The 21,551-nt window shown below is 64.0% G+C and carries 18 protein-coding genes, 1 tRNA gene and 1 pseudogene; 12 read left to right on the top strand and 8 right to left on the bottom strand.

Going from position 1 to position 21,551, the window contains the following annotated elements; all coding sequences use genetic code 11:
- Positions 1 to 53: 53 nt before the first annotated feature.
- Positions 54 to 824: an ABC transporter substrate-binding protein gene (locus X757_RS154040; RefSeq protein ID WP_023725965.1), complete on the bottom strand. Its 771-nt coding sequence runs from the start codon at positions 822 to 824 to the stop codon at positions 54 to 56.
- A gap of 254 nt (positions 825 to 1,078) precedes the next feature.
- Between X757_RS154040 and X757_RS154045 the strand changes: the two genes are divergently transcribed.
- On the top strand, positions 1,079 to 1,969 hold the full coding sequence (locus X757_RS154045) for an SGNH/GDSL hydrolase family protein (RefSeq protein ID WP_023725964.1): 891 nt from the start codon (positions 1,079 to 1,081) through the stop codon (positions 1,967 to 1,969).
- Positions 1,970 to 1,991: 22 nt separating this feature from the next.
- Here the strand turns inward: X757_RS154045 and X757_RS154050 are convergent, their stop codons facing one another.
- Together X757_RS154050 and X757_RS01000000164700 are read right to left on the bottom strand one after the other, a co-directional pair.
- Positions 1,992 to 3,674: a hydantoinase B/oxoprolinase family protein gene (locus X757_RS154050; RefSeq protein ID WP_023725963.1), complete on the bottom strand. Its 1,683-nt coding sequence runs from the start codon at positions 3,672 to 3,674 to the stop codon at positions 1,992 to 1,994.
- Between the two features lies 1 nt (position 3,675).
- Positions 3,676 to 5,728 (bottom strand): annotated as a pseudogene (locus X757_RS01000000164700) (hydantoinase/oxoprolinase family protein).
- A 220-nt stretch (positions 5,729 to 5,948) separates the two neighbouring features.
- Between X757_RS01000000164700 and X757_RS154055 the strand changes: the two are divergent.
- From X757_RS154055 to X757_RS154075, 5 genes are all read left to right on the top strand, one after another.
- Positions 5,949 to 6,776 carry a ferredoxin--NADP reductase gene (locus tag X757_RS154055; RefSeq protein WP_023689206.1) on the top strand — a complete coding sequence of 276 codons (828 nt, stop codon included), beginning with the start codon at positions 5,949 to 5,951 and terminating at the stop codon, positions 6,774 to 6,776.
- 218 nt (positions 6,777 to 6,994) lie between these two features.
- Complete coding sequence (gene deoC / locus X757_RS154060; protein WP_023689207.1) at positions 6,995 to 8,044, top strand: deoxyribose-phosphate aldolase; 1,050 nt, start codon at positions 6,995 to 6,997, stop codon at positions 8,042 to 8,044.
- A 225-nt stretch (positions 8,045 to 8,269) separates the two neighbouring features.
- A complete protein-coding gene (locus tag X757_RS154065) occupies positions 8,270 to 10,642 on the top strand; it encodes an aldehyde dehydrogenase family protein (protein ID WP_023725962.1) in 2,373 nt (790 codons plus the stop codon).
- A 292-nt stretch (positions 10,643 to 10,934) separates the two neighbouring features.
- The gene (locus X757_RS154070; protein WP_023725961.1) at positions 10,935 to 11,666 is read left to right on the top strand and encodes an SDR family oxidoreductase; all 732 of its coding nucleotides are present in this window, start codon (positions 10,935 to 10,937) and stop codon (positions 11,664 to 11,666) included.
- 146 nt (positions 11,667 to 11,812) lie between these two features.
- A complete protein-coding gene (locus tag X757_RS154075; protein WP_023671304.1) occupies positions 11,813 to 12,658 on the top strand; it encodes a fumarylacetoacetate hydrolase family protein in 846 nt (281 codons plus the stop codon).
- Between the two features lie 80 nt (positions 12,659 to 12,738).
- On the opposite strand, the gene X757_RS154080 is transcribed toward X757_RS154075, so the two are convergent.
- A complete protein-coding gene (locus X757_RS154080) occupies positions 12,739 to 13,758 on the bottom strand; it encodes an LLM class flavin-dependent oxidoreductase (RefSeq protein WP_023725960.1) in 1,020 nt (339 codons plus the stop codon).
- Positions 13,759 to 13,840: 82 nt separating this feature from the next.
- Positions 13,841 to 14,038: a hypothetical protein gene (locus X757_RS1000000167910; RefSeq protein WP_155923261.1), complete on the bottom strand. Its 198-nt coding sequence runs from the start codon at positions 14,036 to 14,038 to the stop codon at positions 13,841 to 13,843.
- Positions 14,039 to 14,098: 60 nt separating this feature from the next.
- Here X757_RS1000000167910 and msuE point away from each other — a divergent pair, with 60 nt between their 5' ends.
- The 5 genes from msuE to X757_RS154105 are packed head-to-tail and all read left to right on the top strand — an operon-like array spanning position 14,099 to position 18,791.
- Complete coding sequence (gene msuE, locus X757_RS154085; RefSeq protein ID WP_023683545.1) at positions 14,099 to 14,656, top strand: FMN reductase; 558 nt, start codon at positions 14,099 to 14,101, stop codon at positions 14,654 to 14,656.
- Positions 14,657 to 14,711: 55 nt separating this feature from the next.
- Positions 14,712 to 16,088, top strand: a complete 1,377-nt coding sequence (locus X757_RS154090) for an LLM class flavin-dependent oxidoreductase (protein ID WP_023683544.1) — start codon at positions 14,712 to 14,714, stop codon at positions 16,086 to 16,088.
- 24 nt (positions 16,089 to 16,112) lie between these two features.
- Positions 16,113 to 16,961 carry an ABC transporter permease gene (locus X757_RS154095; RefSeq protein ID WP_023711343.1) on the top strand — a complete coding sequence of 283 codons (849 nt, stop codon included), beginning with the start codon at positions 16,113 to 16,115 and terminating at the stop codon, positions 16,959 to 16,961.
- Between the two features lie 42 nt (positions 16,962 to 17,003).
- Entirely contained in the window at positions 17,004 to 18,002 is a 999-nt protein-coding gene (locus X757_RS154100) for an ABC transporter substrate-binding protein (RefSeq protein WP_023725959.1), read from the top strand.
- Between the two features lie 24 nt (positions 18,003 to 18,026).
- Complete coding sequence (locus X757_RS154105; RefSeq protein WP_023683542.1) at positions 18,027 to 18,791, top strand: ABC transporter ATP-binding protein; 765 nt, start codon at positions 18,027 to 18,029, stop codon at positions 18,789 to 18,791.
- 48 nt (positions 18,792 to 18,839) lie between these two features.
- Here the strand turns inward: X757_RS154105 and X757_RS0133760 are convergent, their stop codons facing one another.
- From X757_RS0133760 to X757_RS154115, 3 genes are all read right to left on the bottom strand, one after another.
- The gene (locus X757_RS0133760; RefSeq protein ID WP_245275050.1) at positions 18,840 to 19,229 is read right to left on the bottom strand and encodes a hypothetical protein; all 390 of its coding nucleotides are present in this window, start codon (positions 19,227 to 19,229) and stop codon (positions 18,840 to 18,842) included.
- Positions 19,230 to 19,331: 102 nt separating this feature from the next.
- Positions 19,332 to 19,407 (bottom strand) — tRNA-Ala (locus X757_RS154110).
- 173 nt (positions 19,408 to 19,580) lie between these two features.
- Entirely contained in the window at positions 19,581 to 19,973 is a 393-nt protein-coding gene (locus X757_RS154115) for a TIGR02300 family protein (RefSeq protein WP_023683538.1), read from the bottom strand.
- Positions 19,974 to 20,179: 206 nt separating this feature from the next.
- Here X757_RS154115 and aroA point away from each other — a divergent pair, with 206 nt between their 5' ends.
- Positions 20,180 to 21,538: a 3-phosphoshikimate 1-carboxyvinyltransferase gene (gene aroA, locus X757_RS154120; RefSeq protein ID WP_023725957.1), complete on the top strand. Its 1,359-nt coding sequence runs from the start codon at positions 20,180 to 20,182 to the stop codon at positions 21,536 to 21,538.
- Positions 21,539 to 21,551 lie beyond the last annotated feature (13 nt).

The raw sequence follows: 21,551 nt of genomic DNA, 5'->3' as shown, positions 1-21,551 counted from the left end.
GCATGAAAAACGGCAGCGCCAGACAGCGCTGCCGAGAGTATTTGTCGTCGGTCTCAGCTGCCGTATACGTCGAACGAAAAGTATTTGTCGTTGATTTCCTTGTACTTGCCGTTGGCGCGCAGCGCGTCGATGGCGGCACTGAACTTGTCGGCCAATTCCTTGTTGCCCTTCTGCAGCGCGATGCCGACGCCGGGGCCGTGAATGGCCGGATCGGCGGTCAACGTGCCGAGCAATTTGCAGCAGGCGCCGTCGGGCTTCTTCAGCCATTCGGTCAGGATGATCGAGCCGTCCATCATCGCGTCGAGCCGGCCATTGGCCATGTCGGTGCGGGCGTCGTCGCCGGTCGGATACGCCTTAACGGTCGAGCCGGAGTATTTCTGCTCGGCGAAATTCTGGTGGATGGTTGCGCTCTGCACGCCCAGCACCTTGCCCTTCAGATCGTCCGGCGATGTGCCGGCGATGGTCGAATCCTTCCGCACGGCGATGGCCGGCGGCGTCTGGTAATATTTGTGGGTGAACTCGACCTTCTCGGCCCGTTCCGGCGTGATGGTGATGTTGATGATGGCGTCGAACTTGCCGGCCTGCAGCGCCGGAATGGAACCATCGAAATCCTGTACGGAGAATTCGCACTCGGCCTTCATCTCGGCACACAGCGCCTTGCCGAGGTCGATGTCGAAGCCGCCCAGCGTGCCGTCCGAATTGGCATAGTTGAAGGGCGGATAGGCGCCCTCGGTGCCGATCCTGAGTTTCTCGGCGGAGGCAGCACCGGTCCCAAGCAGCAGGGCGGCGGAAGCGGCAAGCACGAAACGACCGAAAAGACGCATGTTCCTGATCTCCGTTGACTAAGCAATTCCAGGGAAGGTGTTGGCGGTTTCCCGTCCGGAATTGCGCGAAAACAAGGATAGAAGTCTATGGTGTTTTGCAGGCCCCACGGAGACGGAAACGACATGCTCTGCGGCGATCACGGCGCGGCAAGCCGTCCTTCCCCAGGAATCTTACTGTGATCTAAATTACAGACCGATCATGGACATGGGCGCATGCTCAGCCGGACATAGGCGGTCATGGGAGGGACCTGGGGATGGACCAGCAGGAATTCGTGCAGGAAGCCGCGCAACGGCGCATCGACGACGACATCGCCAAGCGCATCAGGGTTCACCAAGCCAACATCGAGCGGCTCGAAACCGCAAGGGAAAGCGCCGGCAATCTCGAGGCGGCCGTCGCCAACCGGCCGCTGGTGATGCTGGCGCAGGGCGATTCCTGGTTCGACTATCCGCTCACCGGTAACGGCTTTCCGTTCGTCGACACCGACGTGATCGCGCAGCTGCGACGCATCGGCTCGATGCCGCCGACCATCCTCAACCTTGCCCATCATGGCGATGCGGCGACCGACGAGATGTCGTTGCCCAAGCAGCAGCGCATGATCGCCGCCCTGCGCAACAAGGCCAACTGGCTGGACGGCAAGCCCGATGCCATCCTGTTCTCTGCCGGTGGCAACGACATTGCCGGCGACCAGTTCTGCATCTTCCTCGACTTCAATGACGGCCACGCCCCCGGGCTGAACAAGAACCGCTTCACCAAGGCGCTCGGCATGGTCGAGGCCTGCTATCTCGATTTGTTCGCGCTGCGCGACCGCGTCGCGCCAGGCGTGCCGATCTTTGGCCATTGCTATGATTTTCCGATCCCGAACGGAGCGCATCCGTCCTGTGTCGGCCCGTGGCTGAAACCGTCGCTCGATTTCTGCAACTGGACGGTCGCCATGGGCACGGTCATCGTCCACGACGCGCTGGCGGCGTTCCGCGATGTGGTGAAGCGCCTGGCCGACGAACCCAAAAACAATTTCCATCTGGTCGACACGCAAGGCACGCTGAAAGTAGCCGACTGGGCCAACGAACTGCATCCCGATCCCGCCGGCTTCAAGAAGATCGCGCAGAAATTCGCCGATGCGCTGAAGGCCAAGCTGCAGACCTGACGCGGCTCGGGCTTGTCGGCTCTCAGGTTCCGAACAGCTCTTTGGCTTGTTCATCGGTGTAGTAACCAAGCCGGACATCCTCGGCGACCAGTTTCGGATCGCGCTGACGCGGATCGCCATAGCCGCCGCCGCCCGGCGTGCCGACGCGCACGCGGTCGCCGGCCTTGAGCGCGATGTCCTGTTCCTTGGACAGATGCGGCGGTACGTGGGCTTCGCCGCCGCGGAACACGGTCACCGTGTTCACCGCGCCGTCCTTGCCGCCGAGCGCGCCTTGCGGGCCGAAACGGCCATGGTCCATGACGAAGGACGCGCGCGCCTCGCCTCGCAATATCTCGACCTCATAGGCGAGGCCAAAACCGCCGCGCTGCTTGCCGGCGCCGCCCGAGCCTTCGCGCAAGGCATAGTGGCGGTAGAGAACCGGAAATGCCTGCTCCATGATCTCGACCGGCGGCGATTTCGAAATCCCGATGGTCGAGCAGCCATTGGTCAGGCCGTCATGGCCTGAATTGCCGCCATAGCCGCCGCCGGAGATCTGATACATGACATAGTCGCGGCCACGTGCCGGATCGTTGCCGCCGAGCGCGAAATTGCCGCTGGAGCCGGCGGGTGCGGCCGTCACCTTTTCCGGCAGCGCCTGCACCATCGCCGCGAACACCGCCTCGGCGATGCGCTGCGAGACTTCAGCCGCGCAGCCGGAGACGGGACGCGGGTATTTGGCGTCGAGGAACGTGCCTTCCGGCCGCTTGACGATCAGCGGCTCGAAAGCGCCGGCGCTGATCGGCACATCAGGGAAAATATGGCGCATGGCGAGATAGACCGACGACAATGTCGTCGCCAGCACGCTGTTCATCGGCCCGGCACAGGGTTTTGACGAACCTGTGAAATCGAAGGTCAGCGTATCGCCCTTCTTCTCCACCGCGAGCGCGATGGTCAGCGGCTCGTTGACCACGCCGTCCGAGTCGACAAAGGCCTTCGAACTGTATGTGCCGTCTGGAATGGCGGAGATGTTGGCGCGCATCTGCTCGGCGGCGCGGCGACGCAGTTCGGCGATCGCCCCGACGACGGTTTCGTCCCCGTAACGATCGAGGATTCCATTGAGCCGGTCCTGACCGATCAGCAGTGCCGCGGCTTGCGCCCTTATATCGCCGATGCGCTGGTCGGCGACGCGGATGTTGGAGCAGATGATGGCGTAGATTTCGGTGTCGAGCACGCCCTTCTTGAACAGCTTGACCGGCGGCAGCCGCAGGCCTTCCTGCTCGACGGCTGTGGCGGAGGCGGAGAAGCCGCCCGGCACCGAGCCACCGATATCGGGCCAGTGGCCGGTATTCGATAGCCAGCAAAATATCTTGCCGTCGCGATAGACCGGCATGGCGAAGCGCACATCCATCAGATGCGTGCCGCCGAGATAGGGATCGTTGACGATGTAGATGTCGCCGGGTTCCGGGGGCAGGCAGCGGCCGTCGGCGATCATCTCGATCACCGTTTTGGTCGAATACTGCATGACGCCGACGAACACCGGCAGGCCCTGGCTGCCTTGTGCGATCAGCGAGCCGTCGACGGCCGAGTAGATGCCGTCGGAGCGGTCATTGGCTTCGGCGATGACCGGCGAGAAGGCCGCGCGGGAGAAAGTGAGATCCATCTCGTCGCAGACCTGCTGGAGGGCAGCCTGCAGAACCGAAAGCGTGATGGCGTCGAGCTTTTGCATCTCAGGCCTCGCCGATATCGATGATGATGTTGCCGTCGGCGTCCGATCTTGCGCGGTCGCCGGGTTCGAGCACGGTGGTCGCATCCATCTGTTCGAGGATCGCCGGCCCTTCGATGACGGCATCGAGCGGCAGCTTTTCACGCGCATAGATCGGCGTATCGTGCCAGCGTCCGGCATACCAGACCGGCCTGATCTCGCGCCGTGCCTCGTCAAGCGTCTTTGTACGTCCGGCCGGGTCGATCAGCCGTGACAGGTCGATTGCCGGCCGCACGCCCGTCACCGACGTGTTGAGGTTGACCAGATTGGCGCGGATCTCCGGCAACTCGACCTTGAAGCGGGCGAAATAGGCCTTTTCGAACAGCGCCTGCAACTCTTGCCTTGTCACCGATGAAGACGGCAGCGCCACGTTGATGATGTGGGTTTGGCCGACGAACTGCATGTCGGCAGAGTGCGTGACGCGGATCGTTTCCGGCTTCACCGCTTCCTTGCCGATCAGTTCCTCGCCTTCCCCGCGGTGACGTTCCAGCACCTCGCGAAGCCTGGCTTCATCGAGCACGGCGACCGGCTGGTTGATGGTGTTGACGAAGTCATGGCGCAGATCGGCCACGACGCAGCCGAGCGCATTGGTGATGCCCGGACGCGCCGGCACCAGCACACGGGGCAGGCCGAGTTCGCGCGCCAGGGCGGAGGCATGCAACGGCCCGGCGCCACCGAAGGCGAACAGCGCGAAATCGCGCGGATCATGGCCGCGCGACACCGAGACCATGCGGATGGNCCGCGCCCGCCGCTTCGACGCCGGAGAGGCCGGCGGCCTTGCCTATTCTGTCTTCGAAGATCCCGGTGACCCGCTCGACGGTGACCGGATTTTCGACCGCCAGCAGCTTCTTCGGCGCCAGCCGGCCCAGCACCAGATTGGCGTCGGTGATGGTCGGCTCGGCTCCACCACGACCGTAGCAGATCGGGCCGGGATTGGCGCCGGCACTTTCCGGGCCGATCTGGATCAGCCCGGCCGCATCGACCCGGGCGATGGAGCCGCCGCCGGCACCGACCGTATGCACCGCCACCATCGGCACGTGGATCGGCATCGCATATTCGATCTCGATCTCGTTCGAGACGGCGGGCTCCGCATTGCGGATCAGCGCCACATCGGTCGAGGTGCCGCCCATGTCGTAGGTGACGAGGTTTTCAAAGCCGGCGCGCTTGCCCGTATAGGCGGCGGCGATGACACCCGAGGCTGGTCCGGACATCACGGTCTTGGCCGATTCCCTGGTGACGAAACGGGCCGAGATCATGCCGCCATTGCCGTTCATGATCAGGAAGTCGCGGGCGTAACCTTTGGCGGCCAATTCCTTGCGCAGCCGCTCGACATAACGCTCGAGGATCGGCTGCACCGAGGCGTTGACCGCGGCGGTCACGCCGCGCTCGAATTCGCGGGCTTCCGACAGCAGCGCATGGCCAGTCGTGATGTAGCCGTTCGGCCAAAGCTCGGCGGCGATTTCGGCCGCGCGCCGCTCATGCGAAGGGTTGGCGTAGGAATGCAGGAAATGGATGACCAGGGACTCGCAGCCGGCCACGATCAGCGTCTTCACGGCGTCGCGCATCTCGGTCTCATCGAGCGGGGTGCGCACCGCGCCGGATGCTTCGACGCGCTCCGAGACTTCGAGCCGGAGATCGCGCGGGATGATCGGAACGAAGGTGCCGGTCATGCCATAGGGCTGCGGCCGTGTGCGCCGTCCCAACTCGATCACGTCGCGAAAACCGCGCGTGGTGATCATGCCGGTTTTCGCCAGCCGGCGTTCCAGAACCGCATTGGTGGTGGTGGTCGTGCCATGCACGATGAGGTCGATGCCGTCTATGGCAAAGCCGGTGGCGCCGAGCGCTGAAACCACGCCGAACGCCTGATTGTCGACCGTCGTCGGCGTCTTGGCGATATGCACCTTTCCGCCGTCATTTCCGTCGATCAAAATGAGGTCGGTGAAGGTTCCGCCAACATCGATGCCGGCAACGACGTGACCCAGGGAATCCGGTTGTTGCACCGAAAAATTCTCTTTCATTGTCGAAATCCGAAATGGCGGAACTACGAATATGCCGCAGTTTGGAAAGCTGTTTTAGCGTGGTATCTTGACACAAATATCGTTTGTATACTAATAAATTTGGGACACAAGAGCTCACTGCTTTGGAGTGTGTGAACGGCTCGCCGGGACCTGAATGGTCTGGGCGCGCAGGAAACGGTTTGGCGCCCGCACAGGCGTGGGCAAGACAGAGTTGGATTTGATGAACACCACATCCGCACTCAACACAGCCGGCGCCCGTCCGCTGCAGTTTCCGATTCCGGCCAATGTCTATGCCGAAACCGTCGTCTCGGTGAAGCATTACACCGACCGCCTGTTCTCGTTCCGCATCACCCGTCCGCATTCGCTGCGCTTCCGCTCCGGCGAGTTCGTCATGATCGGTCTGCCCAATGCCGAAAAGCCGGTGTACCGCGCCTATTCGGTCGCCAGCCCGGCCTGGGACGAGGAGCTGGAATTCTTCTCGATCAAGGTGCCGGATGGTCCGCTGACCTCCGAACTGCAGAAGATCCAGGTCGGCGACACCGTCATCATGCGCCAGAAGTCGACCGGCACGCTGGTTGTCGACGCGCTGACCCCGGCAAAGCGCCTGTTCATGATCTCGACCGGCACCGGCATCGCGCCCTTCGCCAGCCTTCTGCGCGACCCCGATACCTACGAAAAATTCAATCAGGTCATCCTGACCCACACCTGCCGCGACAATGCCGAACTGACCTATGGCCAGGAACTGGTGGCCGCGCTCGAGAACGATCCCCTGATCGGCGAACTGACCGGCGGCCGCGTCACCCTCTACAATTCGACGACCCGCGAAGAGTCGGCGCGCATGGGCCGCATCACCGCGCTGATCGGCTCCGGCAAATTCTACGACGACCTCGGCATCGAGAAGCTCAATCCGGAGACGGATCGCATCATGATCTGCGGCTCGATGCATATGCTGAAGGACGTCAAGGAAATGGCCGAAAGCCTCGGCTTCCATGAGGGCTCGCTCAGCCATCCCTCGACCTTCGTCGTCGAGCGCGCTTTCGTCGGCTGACATAAGCAGGCGCCTCGGCGCCTGCTTCTCGATTGGAATTTTGACCATGCGGTCAAAATTCAGCTGCTTTCGCCGCCTTTTTCCGCTATGACCGCTTGAAGGACTCGTGAAGCGATGCTTCACGGGCTATCTTCGGTGTGCGTCGCCTAAAGCCGCCGTGCGGTCCGGGAGCAACGACACGCACCACGACGTAAAATCGTCGAGCGAAAGGGCAGGAGATGAGCAGCACAATCCGCGAAGCCGATCTCGGCGGGTCCAAGGTCACGCCGCTGCCGGCGCGTGCCGCAGCCAACACGCCCGTTCCGCAATCGCATGGCATCGCCCGCAACACCGGCATGCGGCTCGATCTCGGCTTCATGGAATCGGTGCGCTCGGTCAATCGCTCGGCGCTGGAGCGCCGCGTCGCCAGCCTGACCAAGCGTCGTTCGATCAAGGCCGACAACCAGGCGGCATGGCTGCTGCGCGCCGTCTCCTGCATGGATTTGACGACGCTGAATTCCAACGACACCGAAGAGCGCGTCCGCCGCCTGTGCGCCAAGGCGATCAACCCGTTCCGCCGCGACATCGTCGAGGGGCTTGGCATCGAGGGCGAAAAAATCCGCCCGGCGGCGGTCTGCGTCTATCATCCATTCGTCGCGACGGCTGTTGATGCCGTGCGCGGCACCGGCATCCATGTCGCCGCCGTCTCCACCGCTTTCCCGCACGGCCTTGCGCCGCTGTCGACCCGCCTGCAGGAGATCGAGGCATCGGTGCGCGACGGCGCGGACGAGATCGACGTCGTCATCCCGCGCGGCCTGGTCTTCGGCGCCAAGTGGCAGGAGCTCTACAACGAGATCGTCTCGATGCGCGAAGCCTGCGGCGATGCGCATCTCAAGGTTATCCTCGGCACCGGCGACCTCGCCACGCTGCGCAATGTCATGCTGGCCTCGATGGTGGCGATGATGGCGGGCGCCGATTTCATCAAGACCTCGACCGGCAAGGAAAGCGTCAACGCCACGCTGCCCGTCGGCCTTGCCATGGTGCGCGCCATCCGAGCCTATTTCGAGGAGACCGGCTTTCTCATCGGCTTCAAGCCGGCCGGCGGCATCTCTACCGCCAAGGCCTCGCTCGACTGGCTGGTGCTGATGAAGGAGGAGCTCGGCCGGCCCTGGCTGGAGCCAGACCTGTTCCGCTTCGGCGCCTCGAGCCTGCTCACCGACATCGAGCGCCAGCTCGAGCACCATCTGACCGGGCATTATTCGGCCAATCACCGCCACGCGATGGCGTGAGGCGGAGAAGGCCTTGAACGTCGAGTTCCTTCGCGCCTCCCTCTGTCCTGCCGGACATCTCCCCCACTTGGGGGGAGATTGGCTAACGTCGACGATTTCGCCAATTGTCGACGTTTCAGAGCCGACAGGCGCGAAGGCTAATCTCCCTCCTTGTGGGGGAGATGTCCGGCAGGACAGAGGGGGGCGCCACAGAGCGCCTGCCAAGACGATTATCTGGAGCGCGTCATGAACATTCTCGAACGCTATCACGCCATGGAATACGGCCCAGCGCCGGAAGCCCGCACCGAGGCCGATGCCTGGCTTGCCGGACGCGATTTCGGCAAGGCGCTGTTCATCGACGGCGGCTGGAAGGCAGCAAGCGGCGGCAAGACCTTCGAGACCAGCGAACCCTCATCCGGCAAGCTGCTGGCCAAGATCTCCGATGCCAGCGCCGCCGATATCGACGCAGCCGTCGCCGCAGCCACCAAGGCCTTACCGAAATGGTCGGCGTCCTCCGGCTACCAGCGCGCCAAGGTGCTTTACGCCATCGGCCGCGCGATGCAGCGTCATCAGCGCCTGTTCGCAGTGCTTGAGTCAATCGACAACGGCAAGCCGATCCGCGAAAGCCGCGACATCGACGTGCCGCTGGCCATCCGCCATTTCATCCATCATGCCGGATGGGCGCAGGCGCTCGACATGGATTTCTCCGGCCACAAGGGCGTCGGTGTCGTCGGCCAGATCATCCCATGGAATTTCCCGCTGCTGATGCTGGCCTGGAAGATTGCGCCGGCCCTCGCCGCCGGCTGCACGGTGGTGCTGAAGCCGGCCGAATTCACCCCGCTCACGGCCATCCTGTTCGCCGAGATCTGCGAGCGCGCCGGCGTGCCGAAGGGCGTCGTCAACATCGTCCAGGGCGGGCCGGAAGCGGGCGTCGCCATCGTCAACCATCCCGGCATCCAGAAGATCGCCTTCACCGGCTCTTCGGAGGTCGGCAAGATCATCAGGAAAGCCACGGCCGGATCGGGCAAGAAGCTGTCTCTGGAGCTCGGCGGCAAGTCGGCCTTCATCGTCTTCGAGGACGCCGATCTCGACAGCGCCGTCGAAGGACTGGTCGACGGCATCTGGTTCAACCAGGGCCAGGTCTGCTGCGCCGGGTCACGGCTTCTGGTGCAGGAAGGCATTGCCGATGCCTTGATCGCCAAGGTCAAGGTCAGGATGAGCCGGCTTCGCGTCGGCAGCCCGCTCGACAAGAACACCGATATCGGACCGCTGGTCGACGGCACACAGCTCGACCGCGTCAAGGGTCTGGTCGCCGAAGGCGCCAGACAGGGCGCCGTCTGCTGGCAGCCCGACGCGGTGCTGCCGTCTTCCGGCTACTACCACCTGCCGACGCTCGCCACCGGTGTTTCGCCGGCAAATATATTGGCGCAGGAAGAGGTGTTCGGTCCGGTTCTGGCCACCATGACCTTCCGCAACACCGAGGAAGCGATCGAGCTTGCCAACAACACGCGCTATGGGCTGGCCGCCTCGGTGTGGAGCGAAAACATCAACCTCGCGCTGCATGTCGCGCCGCAATTGAAGGCCGGCGTCGTTTGGGTGAACGGCACCAACATGTTCGACGCCGCCTGCGGCTTCGGCGGCTATCGCGAAAGCGGCTTTGGCCGCGAGGGCGGGCGCGAGGGCATGTTCGAGTATCTCTCGGCAAAGCTGCCGCTTGGTCCCGTGATCAAGCCGACGGCGTCTTCGGCGCAGCCGGTCGAGCAATCGGATGGCGGCGCCATCGATCGTACCGCAAAGCTGTTCATCGGCGGCAAGCAGGTGCGGCCCGACGGCAATTATTCGCTGGCGATAGCCACTGCCAAGGGCAAGCTCGCCGGCGAAGTCGGTCTCGGCAGCCGCAAGGACATCCGCGACGCCGTTGCCGCCGCCCGCGCCTGCAAGGCGTGGCCGGAGGCGACCGCCTACAATCGTTCCCAGGTGCTCTATTATCTCGCCGAAAACCTGTCCGGCCGCACCGGCGAATTTACCGCACGCTTGACCGAACTGACCGGCGCCAACGCCAAGGCCGCGCGGGAGGAAGTGGAACAATCGATCGAGCGCCTGTTCCTCTATGCCGGCCTTGCCGACAAGTATGAGGGCAGGGTGCATCAGCCACCGGCCCGCGCCGTCACGCTCGCTTTGCACGAGCCGGTCGGCGTCCTCGGCATCGTCGCCCCGGACAGCGCGCCGCTGCTTGGCTTCATCTCCCTGACCGCACCTGCGCTTGCCATGGGCAATACCGTGGTGGCCGTGCCGTCGGAAAAATACCCGCTGCTCGCCACCGATCTCTACCAGGTGATCGAATATTCCGACGTTCCGGCCGGCGCCATCAACATCGTCACCGGCCGCACGGCGGAGCTTGCCGGCGTGCTGGCCAAGCATGACGATGTCGACGGGCTCTGGCTGTTCGCCGACGCCGACACTTGCGCGAGGGCGGAGGCCGATTCCGTCGGCAATCTCAAGCGCGTCTGGACCGGCAACGGCCGCAGCCTCGACTGGGCCTCCGACGAGGCCGCCGGCGATGCCCTGCTGCGCCGCGCCGTCGAAGTGAAGAACGTCTGGGTGCCATACGGCGACTAATGCCGCCGAAGCGCGCTGTGCTTGAGTGAACCATGGCAGCGTGACTCGTTGTCCGGTTGTCATACATGTTGTTGCATCAGAGCAAGCGATGTGCATTACATCAGCCGTCGCGAAGGTGATCGCGTTCGGGCTTGACGCTTGGACATGTGTTCTTTAACCAGAAAAAACATTTGTTATTTAAGGACTGATGGATTGTGCAGGCCGCATAGTCGCGCCTGTCTGGCACAGGACGCCCCAGTCAGCCGGCAGTAAATCGGGCCGAGCAGTGGCCAAAGAGGGCGAGGAGAAACGCATGGCGGATCTAGCAGGCAAGGTCGTTGTCGTCACCGCGGCGGCACAAGGCATCGGCAGAGCGAGCGCATTGGCCTTCGCCAAGGCAGGTGCCATCGTGCACGCCACCGACATCAACGAGGCGCTGCTGGCCGAACTCGCCAAGACCTCCGGCATCAAGACCCGCAAGCTCGACGTTCTCAACGACGATGCGGTGGCATCCGGCTTCGCCGAAATCGGCCGCGTCGACGTGCTGTTCAACTGCGCCGGCTTCGTCCATTCCGGGTCCATCCTCGAGATGAAGGATGCCGATCTCGACTTCGCCTTCAACCTCAATGTCCGCGCCATGATCCGCACCATTCGGGCGGTACTAACCGGCATGCTGGAGCGCGGCGATGGCTCGATCATCAACATGTCGTCCGTCGCCGGCGCCGGCAAGGGCGTGCCCAACCGCCTCGCCTATGGCGTCTCCAAGGCGGCCGTGATCGGTCTCACCAAGGCGGTTGCCGCGGACTATGTCGCCAAGGGCATTCGCTGCAACGCCATCTGCCCCGGCACCGTCGAGAGCCCGTCGCTGCAGGACCGCATGCATGCGCAGGGCGATTACGAGGCGGCCCGCGCAGCCTTCATTGCCCGCCAGCCGATGGGCCGTCTCGGCACGCCCGAGGAAATCGCCGACCTTGCCGTCTACCTCGCCGGCGCCACTTACACCTCGGGGCAGGCCTATAATATCGACGGCGGCTGGTCGATCTGAGCATAGTCTCGATACGCAGGTTCCGGGTCGACCAGTCCTAAAGTCCGGCTTGCCCCAGGTCGGATCCGTTAGCCAGAGTCGGCCAGTCCTCGTCGCTTTGGCAGAGTGAGTTGAAAACGGCCTTGGGCCGCAATTTGGAGAGCAAGATGAAACTGCTGCGCTATGGCGAGATAGGGAGCGAACGCCCCGGCCTGCTCGATGCGGATGGAACGATCCGCGATCTTTCGGGTCATGTCACCGACATTGCCGGCAAGGCGCTCGATCCGGCGTCGCTCGAGACATTGTCGAAGCTCGATCCGAACTCGCTGCCGGCGGTTTCCGGCAAGCCGCGCCTCGGCGCCTGCGTCGCAGGCACGGGCAAGTTCATCTGCATCGGCCTGAATTATTCCGACCATGCCGCCGAAACCGGCGCCACCGTGCCGCCGGAGCCGATCATCTTCATGAAGGCGAGCTCGGCCATTGTCGGTCCCGACGATGACGTGCTGATCCCGCGCGGTTCGGAAAAGACCGACTGGGAGGTTGAACTCGCCGTGGTCATCGGCAGAAAAGCCAAATATGTCAGCGAAGCCGAGGCGCTGGATTATGTCGCCGGCTATGCCGTTGCCCATGACGTGTCCGAGCGAGCCTTCCAGGCCGAGCGCCAGGGCCAGTGGACCAAGGGCAAGAGCTGCGACACGTTCGGTCCGACCGGGCCGTGGCTTGTCACCAAGGACGAGGTTGCCGATCCGCAGAACCTCAAAATGTGGCTGACGGTCAACGGCAAGACGATGCAGAACGGCTCGACCAGGACCATGGTCTACGGCGTCGCCTATCTCGTTTCCTATCTCAGCCAGTTCATGTCGCTGCATCCTGGCGACATCATCTCCACCGGCACCCCGCCCGGCGTTGGGCTGGGCATGAAGCCGCCGGTGTTCTTGAAGGCTGGCGATGTGGTGGAACTGGGCATCGAGGGGCTCGGCCAGCAGAAGCAGACCTTCAAGGCGGATGTTTAGCCATCTCTTCTCTTGAGCGTTTCACCGTTTGGCGGCGAAACGCTCAATCTCTTTGTTTCCCCGGCGGCTGGCGCCTCTTGTCAGCGCCAGCCGAGAGCCGGCGCGACGTGCTTCAGGATCGCCTCGATGACGTGGGCGTTGTACTCGACGCCGAGCTGGTTGGGGACGGTCAGAAGCAGCGTGTCGGCCTCGGCGATCGCTTCGTCCTCTTTCAGCTGATCGATCAGCACATCGGGCTCCGCGGCATAGGAGCGGCCGAAGACGGCAAGCTTCTCAGGCTCGATATAGCCGAAATGATCTTCGCTGCTGCCGCCGCCGAAATAGGCGCGGTCGCGGTCGTTCACCAGCGCAAAGATGCTGCGGCTGACCGACACGCGCGGCTCGCGCGCATGGCCGGCCTCCTTCCACGCCGCGCGATAGGCGCGGATCTGTTCGGCCTGCTGGATGTGGAGCGGCTGGCCGCCCTCATCGAACTTCAGCGTCGAACTTTGCAGGTTCATGCCGAGCTTGCCCGCCCATTCGGCGGTCGCGTTGGTAGCGGCGCCCCACCAGATCCGGTCGCGCAGGCCGGCCGAGAATGGCTCGAGCCGCAGCATTCCCGGAGGATTGGGGAACATCGGCCGCGGATTGGGTTGCGCGAAACCTTCGCCGCGCAGCACGTTAAGGAACACCTCGGCATGGTTGCGTGCCATGTCGGCATCGCTTGTGCCGTCCTGCGGCACGTAACCGAAGTAGCGCCAGCCGTCGATCACCTGCTCCGGCGAACCGCGGCTGATGCCAAGCTGCAGCCGGCCACCGGCGATCAGGTCGGCAGCACCCGCATCCTCGGCCATATACAGCGGATTCTCATAGCGCATGTCGATGACGGCGGTGCCGATCTCGATGCGGCTGGTGCGGGCGCCGACCGCGGCCAGAAGCGGAAACGGCGAAGCGAGCTGGCGGGCAAAATGATGGACGCGGAAATAGGCGCCGTCCGCGCCCAGCTCCTCGGCGGCGACGGCCAGGTCGATCGACTGCAGCAGCGCGTCGGACGCCGAGCGCGTCTGCGATTGCGACGAGGGCGACCAATGGCCGAAGGAAAGAAAGCCGATCTTTTTCATGCGCGCATCCTGTTCTTTGATTCCAGTTGCCTACTTCGTCGCCCACGCGATCGGGTTCAATCGACACTCACACAACGCAGTGTCAATGCCGCCGGCCCTTGACGGTTTCGCAACGATACCCATCGGTGCGCAAAGGACCAAGGCCATGGTCCCCGGCGATGCCCTGCGCGACCGCGTCAGCATCTGCCGCGGCGCTTTTGGGGCCAAATGAACCAACCAAAGGCGATGTACCGCAAACTCCATTCGCTTCAGAGCCCGGTTTTGAAATCTTCTCGCTCATTTAATTCTACAAAATCGGTAGGCTTAATGCGGATAGTGCGTTTGCGAGAAGGAGCCTCGGATGTCAAAAAAGCTGGTGGTGGGGTTGTCCGGCAACCTGACCCGTCCGTCCAAGACGAAGGCATTCGTCAGCCACATCGCCGGTGAGGTGGCGAGCCGGGCCGGCTCGGCTTTGAGCGTTTTCGACATCGAGGATCTCGGCCCGTCCTTTGCGCCTGCAAGACAGCTTGGCGATCTCGATCCGGCGGCGCGCGGTATTATCGAGCAGCTGCTCGGCGCCGACGTGCTGGTGGTCGGCTCCCCGACCTTCAAGGGCAGCTACACCGGGCTGTTCAAGCACTTCTTCGACCTGCTCGACCCGTCGTCGCTGCGCGGCAAGCCGATCATCCTGGCGGCAACAGGCGGCGGCGAGCGTCATTCGCTTGTCGTCGAACACCAGTTGCGGCCGTTGTTCGGCTTCTTCGAGGCGCAGACCCTGCCGACCGCGATCTACGCCTCGGACAAGGACTTTGCAGATGGCGTGCTGGTGTCAGAGGCAGTCAAGGCGCGAGCCCGGCAGGCGGTCGCCGAGGCATGCCGGGTGGCCGGCGTGCCCTACAGCGTCGTCCTTGCCGCCTGAAACCACGATCCGCGACGCAATATTCCATCCCGCATAGACCAGAAGGACGCCTGCAATGACTCGAGCCAGCAAGTCCGATAGCAGGCCGCGGCAGATCAAGCTCGGCGCTTTCCTGCCCGGCGGCGGGCAGCATATCGCCGCCTGGCGTCATCCCGATGCGCCAGCCGACGGCGCCACCAATTTCGAGTTCCACAAGCAGCTGGCGCTGACCGCCGAGCGCGGCCTGTTCGACGCCTATTTCCTGGCCGACAACCTGACCGTCGGCCTCGGCGCCCGCGAGGGCGGCAATGCCAAGATCGCCGGTTTCGAGCCGGTGACGCTGTTTGCGGCGCTGGCGCCGCTGACGACGCATCTCGGCTTCATCGCAACGGCGTCCACCACTTATGAGGAGCCTTACACGCTGGCGCGCAAATTCGCTTCGCTCGACCTGTTGTCGAACGGCCGCGCCGGCTGGAACGTGGTGACCTCGGCCGGCGACGAAACGGCACGCAATTTCAACCGCGACGTCCAGCCCAGCCATGCCGAGCGCTATGCCAGGGCGCATGAGCATGTCGAGACGGTCAAGGCGCTGTGGGACAGCTGGGAGGATGACGCCTTCATCCGCGACAAGCAGTCGGGCCGTTTCTACGACAAGGACAGATTGCACGACATCGACCACAAGGGCGAGCATTTCAGCGTCAAGGGTCCGCTCAACGTGCCGCGCCCGGTGCAAGGACATCCGGTTGTCGTACAAGCGGGGCAGTCGGAAGACGGCCGTGGGCTTGCCGCGCACTCGGCCGAGGTCATCTTCACCGCCCATCAGAAGCTCGAGACGGCGCAGGAATTCTACCGCGACATCAAGGCGCGCGTGGCTGAAGTCGGCCGCGATCCCGACCAGGTGCTGATCATGCCGGGCGTCGCGCCCTTCGTCGGCCGCACCGAGGACGAGGCCCGTGCCAAATACCAACAGCTTAACGACCTTATCCTGCCCGAGGACGGTGTTGCGCTCCTCAACGGGCTGGCCGGCCAGACGCTCGACATCAGGGGCTATCCGCTCGACGGCCCGTTGCCGCCGAGCAAGGAAACCGAAGGCATGAAAAGCCGCCAGGCGCTGATCCGGCAGATTGCCGACGAGCACAATTTCAGCATCCGCCAGCTTTACCAATGGGTAGCGACGGCGCGCGGCCACTACACCATCGTCGGCAGCGTCACGCAGGTCGCCGATCAGCTGGAGGAATGGTTCACCAGCGAGGCGGCCGACGGCTTCAACATCCTGCCGCCTTGGCTGCCCGGCGCGCTCGACGATTTCGTCGACCTGGTCATTCCCGAACTGCAACGGCGCGGCCTGTTCCGCACGGCTTACGAAGGCCGCACGCTGCGCGAGAATCTCGGCCTCAGGCGCCCGGAAAATCCATGGACCGTCGCCCGCTCGACCGTCCTTGCCGCCGAATGACCTTGGCATCGAAGGGGTGAAGCAATGACGCTGCAGCACATCGATCGGCAGATCACGGTTCGCCGCAGTGGTGGCGAAACTGGGCTCGGCACCGACTTCCTGAACCTCGGCAGCAAGGCGGCTGTTCGCTTCCTGAAGCGCTACGGCGTGCTTGCCGGCTTCCTGGCGCTCTGGCAGGTGGCGAGCAGCGTCGGCTGGGTCAACGCGGCGGTGCTGCCGCCGATCGACATGATCGTCGTCGCACTCTGGAAGGGGCTTGCCGGCGGCAGCCTGCTCGGCGACATCGCCATCAGCCTGCAACGCGCCGGCATCGCCTTTGCGGCGGCTGTCGCCGTTGCCATTCCGCTCGGCCTGTTCATGGGCCAGGTGCGCCCGGTCGAAACCGCGCTCGATCCGATCCTGCAGGTGTTCCGGCAGACGTCGGCGCTGGCGCTCTATCCGGTGTTCATCCTGCTCTTGGGACTTGGCGAGACCTCGAAGATCTTCGTCATCTTCTGGGCGACGCTGTTTCCGCTGCTGCTCAACACCACCAGCGGCGTCAAGGAAGTCGATCCCAAGCTGCTTGAAATGGCGCGCGTCTATGGTGCGAGCCGGCTCACCGTGTTTCGCCGCGTCGTACTGCCGGGCGCCGTGCCGTCGATCTTCGTCGGCTTGCGGCTGAGCGCCACCACGGCGCTGCTGCTGCTGATCGCGTCCGAGATGATCGGTGCCAACAAGGGCATCGGCTTCCAGGTGATGAACGCGCAGTACAATTTCCAGATCCCGCTGATGTTTGCGGCAATCGTCATCCTCGCCGGGCTTGGCCTGATCGCCAACCAGGCATTGGTCACCCTGCAGCGGCGGCTCTGTCGCTGGAGCAATCCTGTCAACTGAGCAGTCCGCCCCTCACCGTTTACCTCCAGGAAGGACCCGATCATGAAAATCACCCGCCGTTCGCTGCTTGCCGGCGCGCCGCTTGCCGCCGGCCTCATCGCCGCCGGCCTGCCGCGCATGGCCTTTGCGCAAGCCGCAGCCGTCAAGTTCCGCTACCTCGCCAGCCGTGGCAGCATCTCCCCGCACGAGCTGGCCGACGAGCTTGGCTACTTCAAAGGGCTCGGCGTCGAGCTGGAGAATGTCGGCTATTCCTCGGGTGGACCGGAATCGCTGTTTGCGCTGTCTTCCGGCAGCGTCGACATCGGCTCGGCCGCCACCGCGGCGGTGATCAACTCGATCTCCGGCGGCAACGACTTCGTCGCGGCGTATCCGAGCAACGGCATCAACAAGGATGTGAAGAGCGTCTTCTACGTGCTGGAAGACAGCCCGATCAAATCGATCGCCGACATTGCCGGCAAGACCATCTCGGTCAACACGCTCGGCGCTCATCTCGACTATACGGTGCGTGAGGCCCTGCACAGCGTCGGCCTGCCGCCGACCGCCGCCAACCTCATTGTCGTGCCCGGCCCGCAGCTTGAGCAGACGCTGCGCTCGCGCCAGGTCGACATTGCCGGCCTCGGCTACTGGCAGGCGACCTTTGCCGGCGCGCTGGTCGCCAACGGCGGCGTGCGCGGCGTGTTCGACGACACCCAGGTGCTCGGCGAACTCGCCGGCGGCTTCGTCGTACTCACGCGCGACTTCATTGCCGCCAACCCGGATGCGGCGCGCAACTTCGTCGAACAGTCGGCGCGCGCCTCGGACTGGTCGCGCCAGAACCCGGACGAAGCCCGCAAGGTGCTGGCCACTATCCTCGACAAGCGCGGCGAAAACGGCGATCTCGCCCGCTACTGGACCGGCTTTGGTCTGCGCGAAGGTGCGCAGGCGACCGATCGCGACATCGACTTCTGGGTCGCCGTGCTGGAGCGCGACGGCCGTCTGGCCAAGGGCAAGCTGAAAGCCGCCGACATTCTGTACCGGCCCGGCGAAACCAAGATCAACTGAGCTCTGAAATAGCTGAGAGATGAGATGACCGGTTCCAACCGCGGCGGGGAGGTCTCGATCCGCGACCTGTCCAAATCCTTCAGCCTCGGCGGGCGCCAGCTTGCCGTGCTGCGGACGCTCAACCTCGACATTCGTTCGGGGGAATGCCTGGTCATTGTCGGCGCCAGCGGCTCCGGCAAGACCACGCTGCTGCGTATTCTGGCCGGGCTGGAGGCGGCCGACAGCGGCGGTGTCGCGATCGACGGCCAGCCGGTGCATGGCGTCGGCGCCGAGCGTGCCGTGATCTTCCAGGAGCCGCGGCTGCTGCCGTGGCTGAGCGTGCTCGGCAATGTCGCGTTCGGCCTCGAAGTGCGCGGTGTTCCCAAGAGGCAGGCCGAGGAACGCGCCCGCTTCTACGTCGCCCTGGTCGGCCTTGCCGAATTCGCCGATGCTTTTCCGAGCCAGCTTTCCGGCGGCATGGCGCAGCGCGTCGGCATCGCCCGGGCGCTCACCGTGCAGCCCGAGATCCTCCTGCTCGACGAGCCGCTGGGGGCCCTGGACGCCATGACCAAGATCGGCATGCAGGAGGAACTGGCGCGCATCTGGAGCGAGGAGAACGTCACCATGGTGATGGTCACCCACGATCTGGAGGAGGCGATCTATCTTGCCGACCGGGTGCTGATCCTGCCCAAGGAGAAAGGCGGCGCGGCGCGGTTGATCGACATCGACCTGCCACGCCCGCGCGAGCGCAGCGAGAGCCGCTTCGTGCGCTATCGCGAAGAACTGCTGCGCGAATTCGGCCTGCACTGATCGGGGAAGGGGCCAGCCGTGGCTCCCCCGGAAGATTAGCTCTCGCGATTATTGCTTGGTGAACGTGCCCGTATAGGTTCGGTCGGCGAGCCCATAGGTGACGGCCAGCGTTCCGTCCGCCTGAATGACCGCGCTGACGTCCGCGCCATTGGGAAGGCGCCGCAGTTTCAGCGTGTTGCCGAAAATCTTGCCTTCGCCGTCGGCCACGCCCGGTTTGTTGTCGGCGACATCGCCCCAGGCATAGGTGGCGGTGACATTGCCGCCGCGCGTAATCGTCAGCACGGCGAGCTTGCCGTCATACATCCCGTCCAGCTGTCCGCCCCATATGCCGGAAAACGCGACATATTTGGCCGGGACGTCTTCGCCGGGCGGCATAACCCGCACGGATGGATCGAGGACCGCCGCACCATCAGGAGCAGAGATCGCGGCAGGGGCCATGGGCTGAGGTGCGGGCGCTGGCGGCGGCGATGATGGTTCAGGCGCCGACTGGCAGGCGACAAGCATGAATGCCGCGAAACCGAGCGTCGGAAAGAGACTGTTTGGTGGAGCCAATCGGGATCGAACCGACGACCTCTTGAATGCCATTCAAGCGCTCTCCCAACTGAGCTATGGCCCCACTCCGGCAGTCAGCCGTCGCCGTTGCCGACGAGAGGTCCGGCGCGGGTTTCAGGACCGCGCCGTTTAGTGCAGGCGGCTTCTAACCCCGCCTTCCCTGAAGATCAAGCCTTCGAGGCCCGCTTTTTCATCATAGCCCGTGAACGCCGCTAAATGCATGCGTTCGAAGCGTTCCTAGACTTCGTCGTCGTCGTCGCCGACGCCGATCATGTCGGCGACGTCGTCGTCTTCTTCCTCTTCGTCGGCAAGGAAAGTATCGTCCTCATCGTCGCCTAGATCGACATCGTCCTCGTCGTCGCCCAGGTCGGGAAGCTCGTCGCCGGCCTTGACGTCTTCGTCGGCCTCTTCAAGCGAGACGACTTCAACGCCTTCTTCTTCCTCGGCGTCCACTTCCTTCTCGGCCACTTCCTCTTCCTCTTCGAGGGCGGCGATCTTGCCGTCCTCGAAATAGGAACGCGGATACGTCTTGCCCGTATAGGGCGAGACGATAGGGTCCTTGTTCAGGTCGTAGAATTTTCGGCCCGTTTCAGGGTCGACACGCTTTGTGCCAAGTTCGTTTTTTGCCACGTCAAGCCTCGTCAGTAAAAGAGTGGTCCCCTTAACCACAGTTTACCGCGCTGTCAAAGCGAAAAGCCGGCGTCACAAAACCAAGCACTGAAAGGCCTCGCGCCAAGCGACGACCATGGGGATGACCATTCGTGCCCGCCGTGATACGAGACCGCCGCAACAAATGAAAAGCGCCGGTGCGCCGGCATTCCGTCCAGGGAAATTCCATGTCTCACGCCGCCGCTGCCAAGCCGGCCACCGCCCGCAAATCATCCGCCCTTTCCGGCACCGCTCGCGTGCCGGGCGACAAGTCGATTTCGCACCGTTCCATGATGTTCGGCGGCCTTGCCTCCGGCGAAACCCGCGTCACCGGCCTGCTCGAAGGCGAGGATGTGATGCGCACGGCGGCCGCCATGAAGGCGATGGGCGCGCATATCGAGAAGCGCGGCGCCGAGTGGGTGATCCGCGGCACCGGCAATGGCGCGCTGCTGCAGCCGGAAGGCCCGCTCGATTTCGGCAATGCCGGTACCGGCTCCCGCCTCACAATGGGCCTCGTCGGCACTTACGACATGGAAACGACCTTCATCGGCGACGCATCGCTGTCGGGACGGCCGATGGGCCGCGTGCTCGAACCCTTGCGCCAGATGGGCGTGCAGGTGCTGAAGGCGACGCCGGGCGACCGCATGCCGATCACGCTGCATGGGCCGAAACACGCCGCACCCATTACCTACCGCGTGCCGATGGCCTCGGCGCAGGTGAAGTCGGCCGTGCTGCTGGCAGGCCTCAGCACGCCCGGCATCACCACCGTGATCGAACCGGTGATGACGCGCGATCATACCGAAAAGATGCTTAGGGGATTTGGCGCCAATCTCTCGGTCGAGACCGACGAGCGCGGCGTGCGCCACATCTTCATCGAGGGCCAGGGCAAATTGACGGGGCAGACCATCGCCGTGCCCGGCGACCCCTCCTCGGCCGGCTTCCCGCTGGTCGCGGCACTGATCGTGCCGGGTTCGGACATCGTCATCGAGAACGTGCTGATGAACCCCACCCGCACCGGCCTGCTTCTAACGTTGCAGGAAATGGGCGGCCAGATCGACATCTTGAACCCGCGCAATGCCGGCGGCGAGGATGTTGCCGATCTGCGCGTGCGCTACTCCGAGCTCAAGGGCGTCACCGTGCCGCCCGAGCGGGCGCCGTCTATGATCGACGAATATCCGGTGCTGGCGGTTGCCGCGAGCTTCGCCGAGGGCGAGACGTTGATGCAGGGGCTGGAAGAGCTGCGGGTGAAGGAATCCGACCGACTGGCAGCGGTTGCCAATGGGCTGAAGCTCAACGGCGTCGACTGCACCGAAGGGGAAGCTTCGCTCGCGGTGCGCGGAAAGCCCGGCGGCAAGGGGCTGGGCGGCCATCCCAATGGCCAGGACACGACGGTGCAGACGCATCTCGACCATCGTATCGCCATGAGCTTCCTGGTGATGGGGCTGGCAACGGAAAAGCCGGTAACCATCGACGACGCCGCAATGATCGCGACGAGCTTCCCGGAGTTCATGGGGCTGATGACGGGGCTGGGCGCGGAGATTGGGTGATTTTCCCTGTCTC

Origin of the sequence: Mesorhizobium sp. LSHC412B00 (assembly GCF_000503035.1) — a bacterium.
Taxonomy (GTDB): Bacteria; Pseudomonadota; Alphaproteobacteria; order Rhizobiales; family Rhizobiaceae; genus Mesorhizobium.
The sequence above is the reverse complement of the archived record's forward strand: the minus strand, read 5'-3'. Positions and strand labels throughout refer to the sequence as shown.

What these genes read in the sequence shown, in the direction of transcription:
- X757_RS154040 (WP_023725965.1), bottom strand. Translation starts at nt 824, where the DNA reads ATGCGTCTTTTCGGTCGTTTCGTGCTTGCCGCTTCCGCCGCCCTGCTG.
- X757_RS154045 (WP_023725964.1), top strand. Translation starts at nt 1,079, where the DNA reads ATGGACCAGCAGGAATTCGTGCAGGAAGCCGCGCAACGGCGCATCGAC.
- X757_RS154050 (WP_023725963.1), bottom strand. Translation starts at nt 3,674, where the DNA reads ATGCAAAAGCTCGACGCCATCACGCTTTCGGTTCTGCAGGCTGCCCTC.
- X757_RS154055 (WP_023689206.1), top strand. Translation starts at nt 5,949, where the DNA reads ATGAACACCACATCCGCACTCAACACAGCCGGCGCCCGTCCGCTGCAG.
- deoC (WP_023689207.1), top strand. Translation starts at nt 6,995, where the DNA reads ATGAGCAGCACAATCCGCGAAGCCGATCTCGGCGGGTCCAAGGTCACG.
- X757_RS154065 (WP_023725962.1), top strand. Translation starts at nt 8,270, where the DNA reads ATGAACATTCTCGAACGCTATCACGCCATGGAATACGGCCCAGCGCCG.
- X757_RS154070 (WP_023725961.1), top strand. Translation starts at nt 10,935, where the DNA reads ATGGCGGATCTAGCAGGCAAGGTCGTTGTCGTCACCGCGGCGGCACAA.
- X757_RS154075 (WP_023671304.1), top strand. Translation starts at nt 11,813, where the DNA reads ATGAAACTGCTGCGCTATGGCGAGATAGGGAGCGAACGCCCCGGCCTG.
- X757_RS154080 (WP_023725960.1), bottom strand. Translation starts at nt 13,758, where the DNA reads ATGAAAAAGATCGGCTTTCTTTCCTTCGGCCATTGGTCGCCCTCGTCG.
- X757_RS1000000167910 (WP_155923261.1), bottom strand. Translation starts at nt 14,038, where the DNA reads ATGAGCGAGAAGATTTCAAAACCGGGCTCTGAAGCGAATGGAGTTTGC.
- msuE (WP_023683545.1), top strand. Translation starts at nt 14,099, where the DNA reads ATGTCAAAAAAGCTGGTGGTGGGGTTGTCCGGCAACCTGACCCGTCCG.
- X757_RS154090 (WP_023683544.1), top strand. Translation starts at nt 14,712, where the DNA reads ATGACTCGAGCCAGCAAGTCCGATAGCAGGCCGCGGCAGATCAAGCTC.
- X757_RS154095 (WP_023711343.1), top strand. Translation starts at nt 16,113, where the DNA reads ATGACGCTGCAGCACATCGATCGGCAGATCACGGTTCGCCGCAGTGGT.
- X757_RS154100 (WP_023725959.1), top strand. Translation starts at nt 17,004, where the DNA reads ATGAAAATCACCCGCCGTTCGCTGCTTGCCGGCGCGCCGCTTGCCGCC.
- X757_RS154105 (WP_023683542.1), top strand. Translation starts at nt 18,027, where the DNA reads ATGACCGGTTCCAACCGCGGCGGGGAGGTCTCGATCCGCGACCTGTCC.
- X757_RS0133760 (WP_245275050.1), bottom strand. Translation starts at nt 19,229, where the DNA reads ATGGCCCCTGCCGCGATCTCTGCTCCTGATGGTGCGGCGGTCCTCGAT.
- aroA (WP_023725957.1), top strand. Translation starts at nt 20,180, where the DNA reads ATGTCTCACGCCGCCGCTGCCAAGCCGGCCACCGCCCGCAAATCATCC.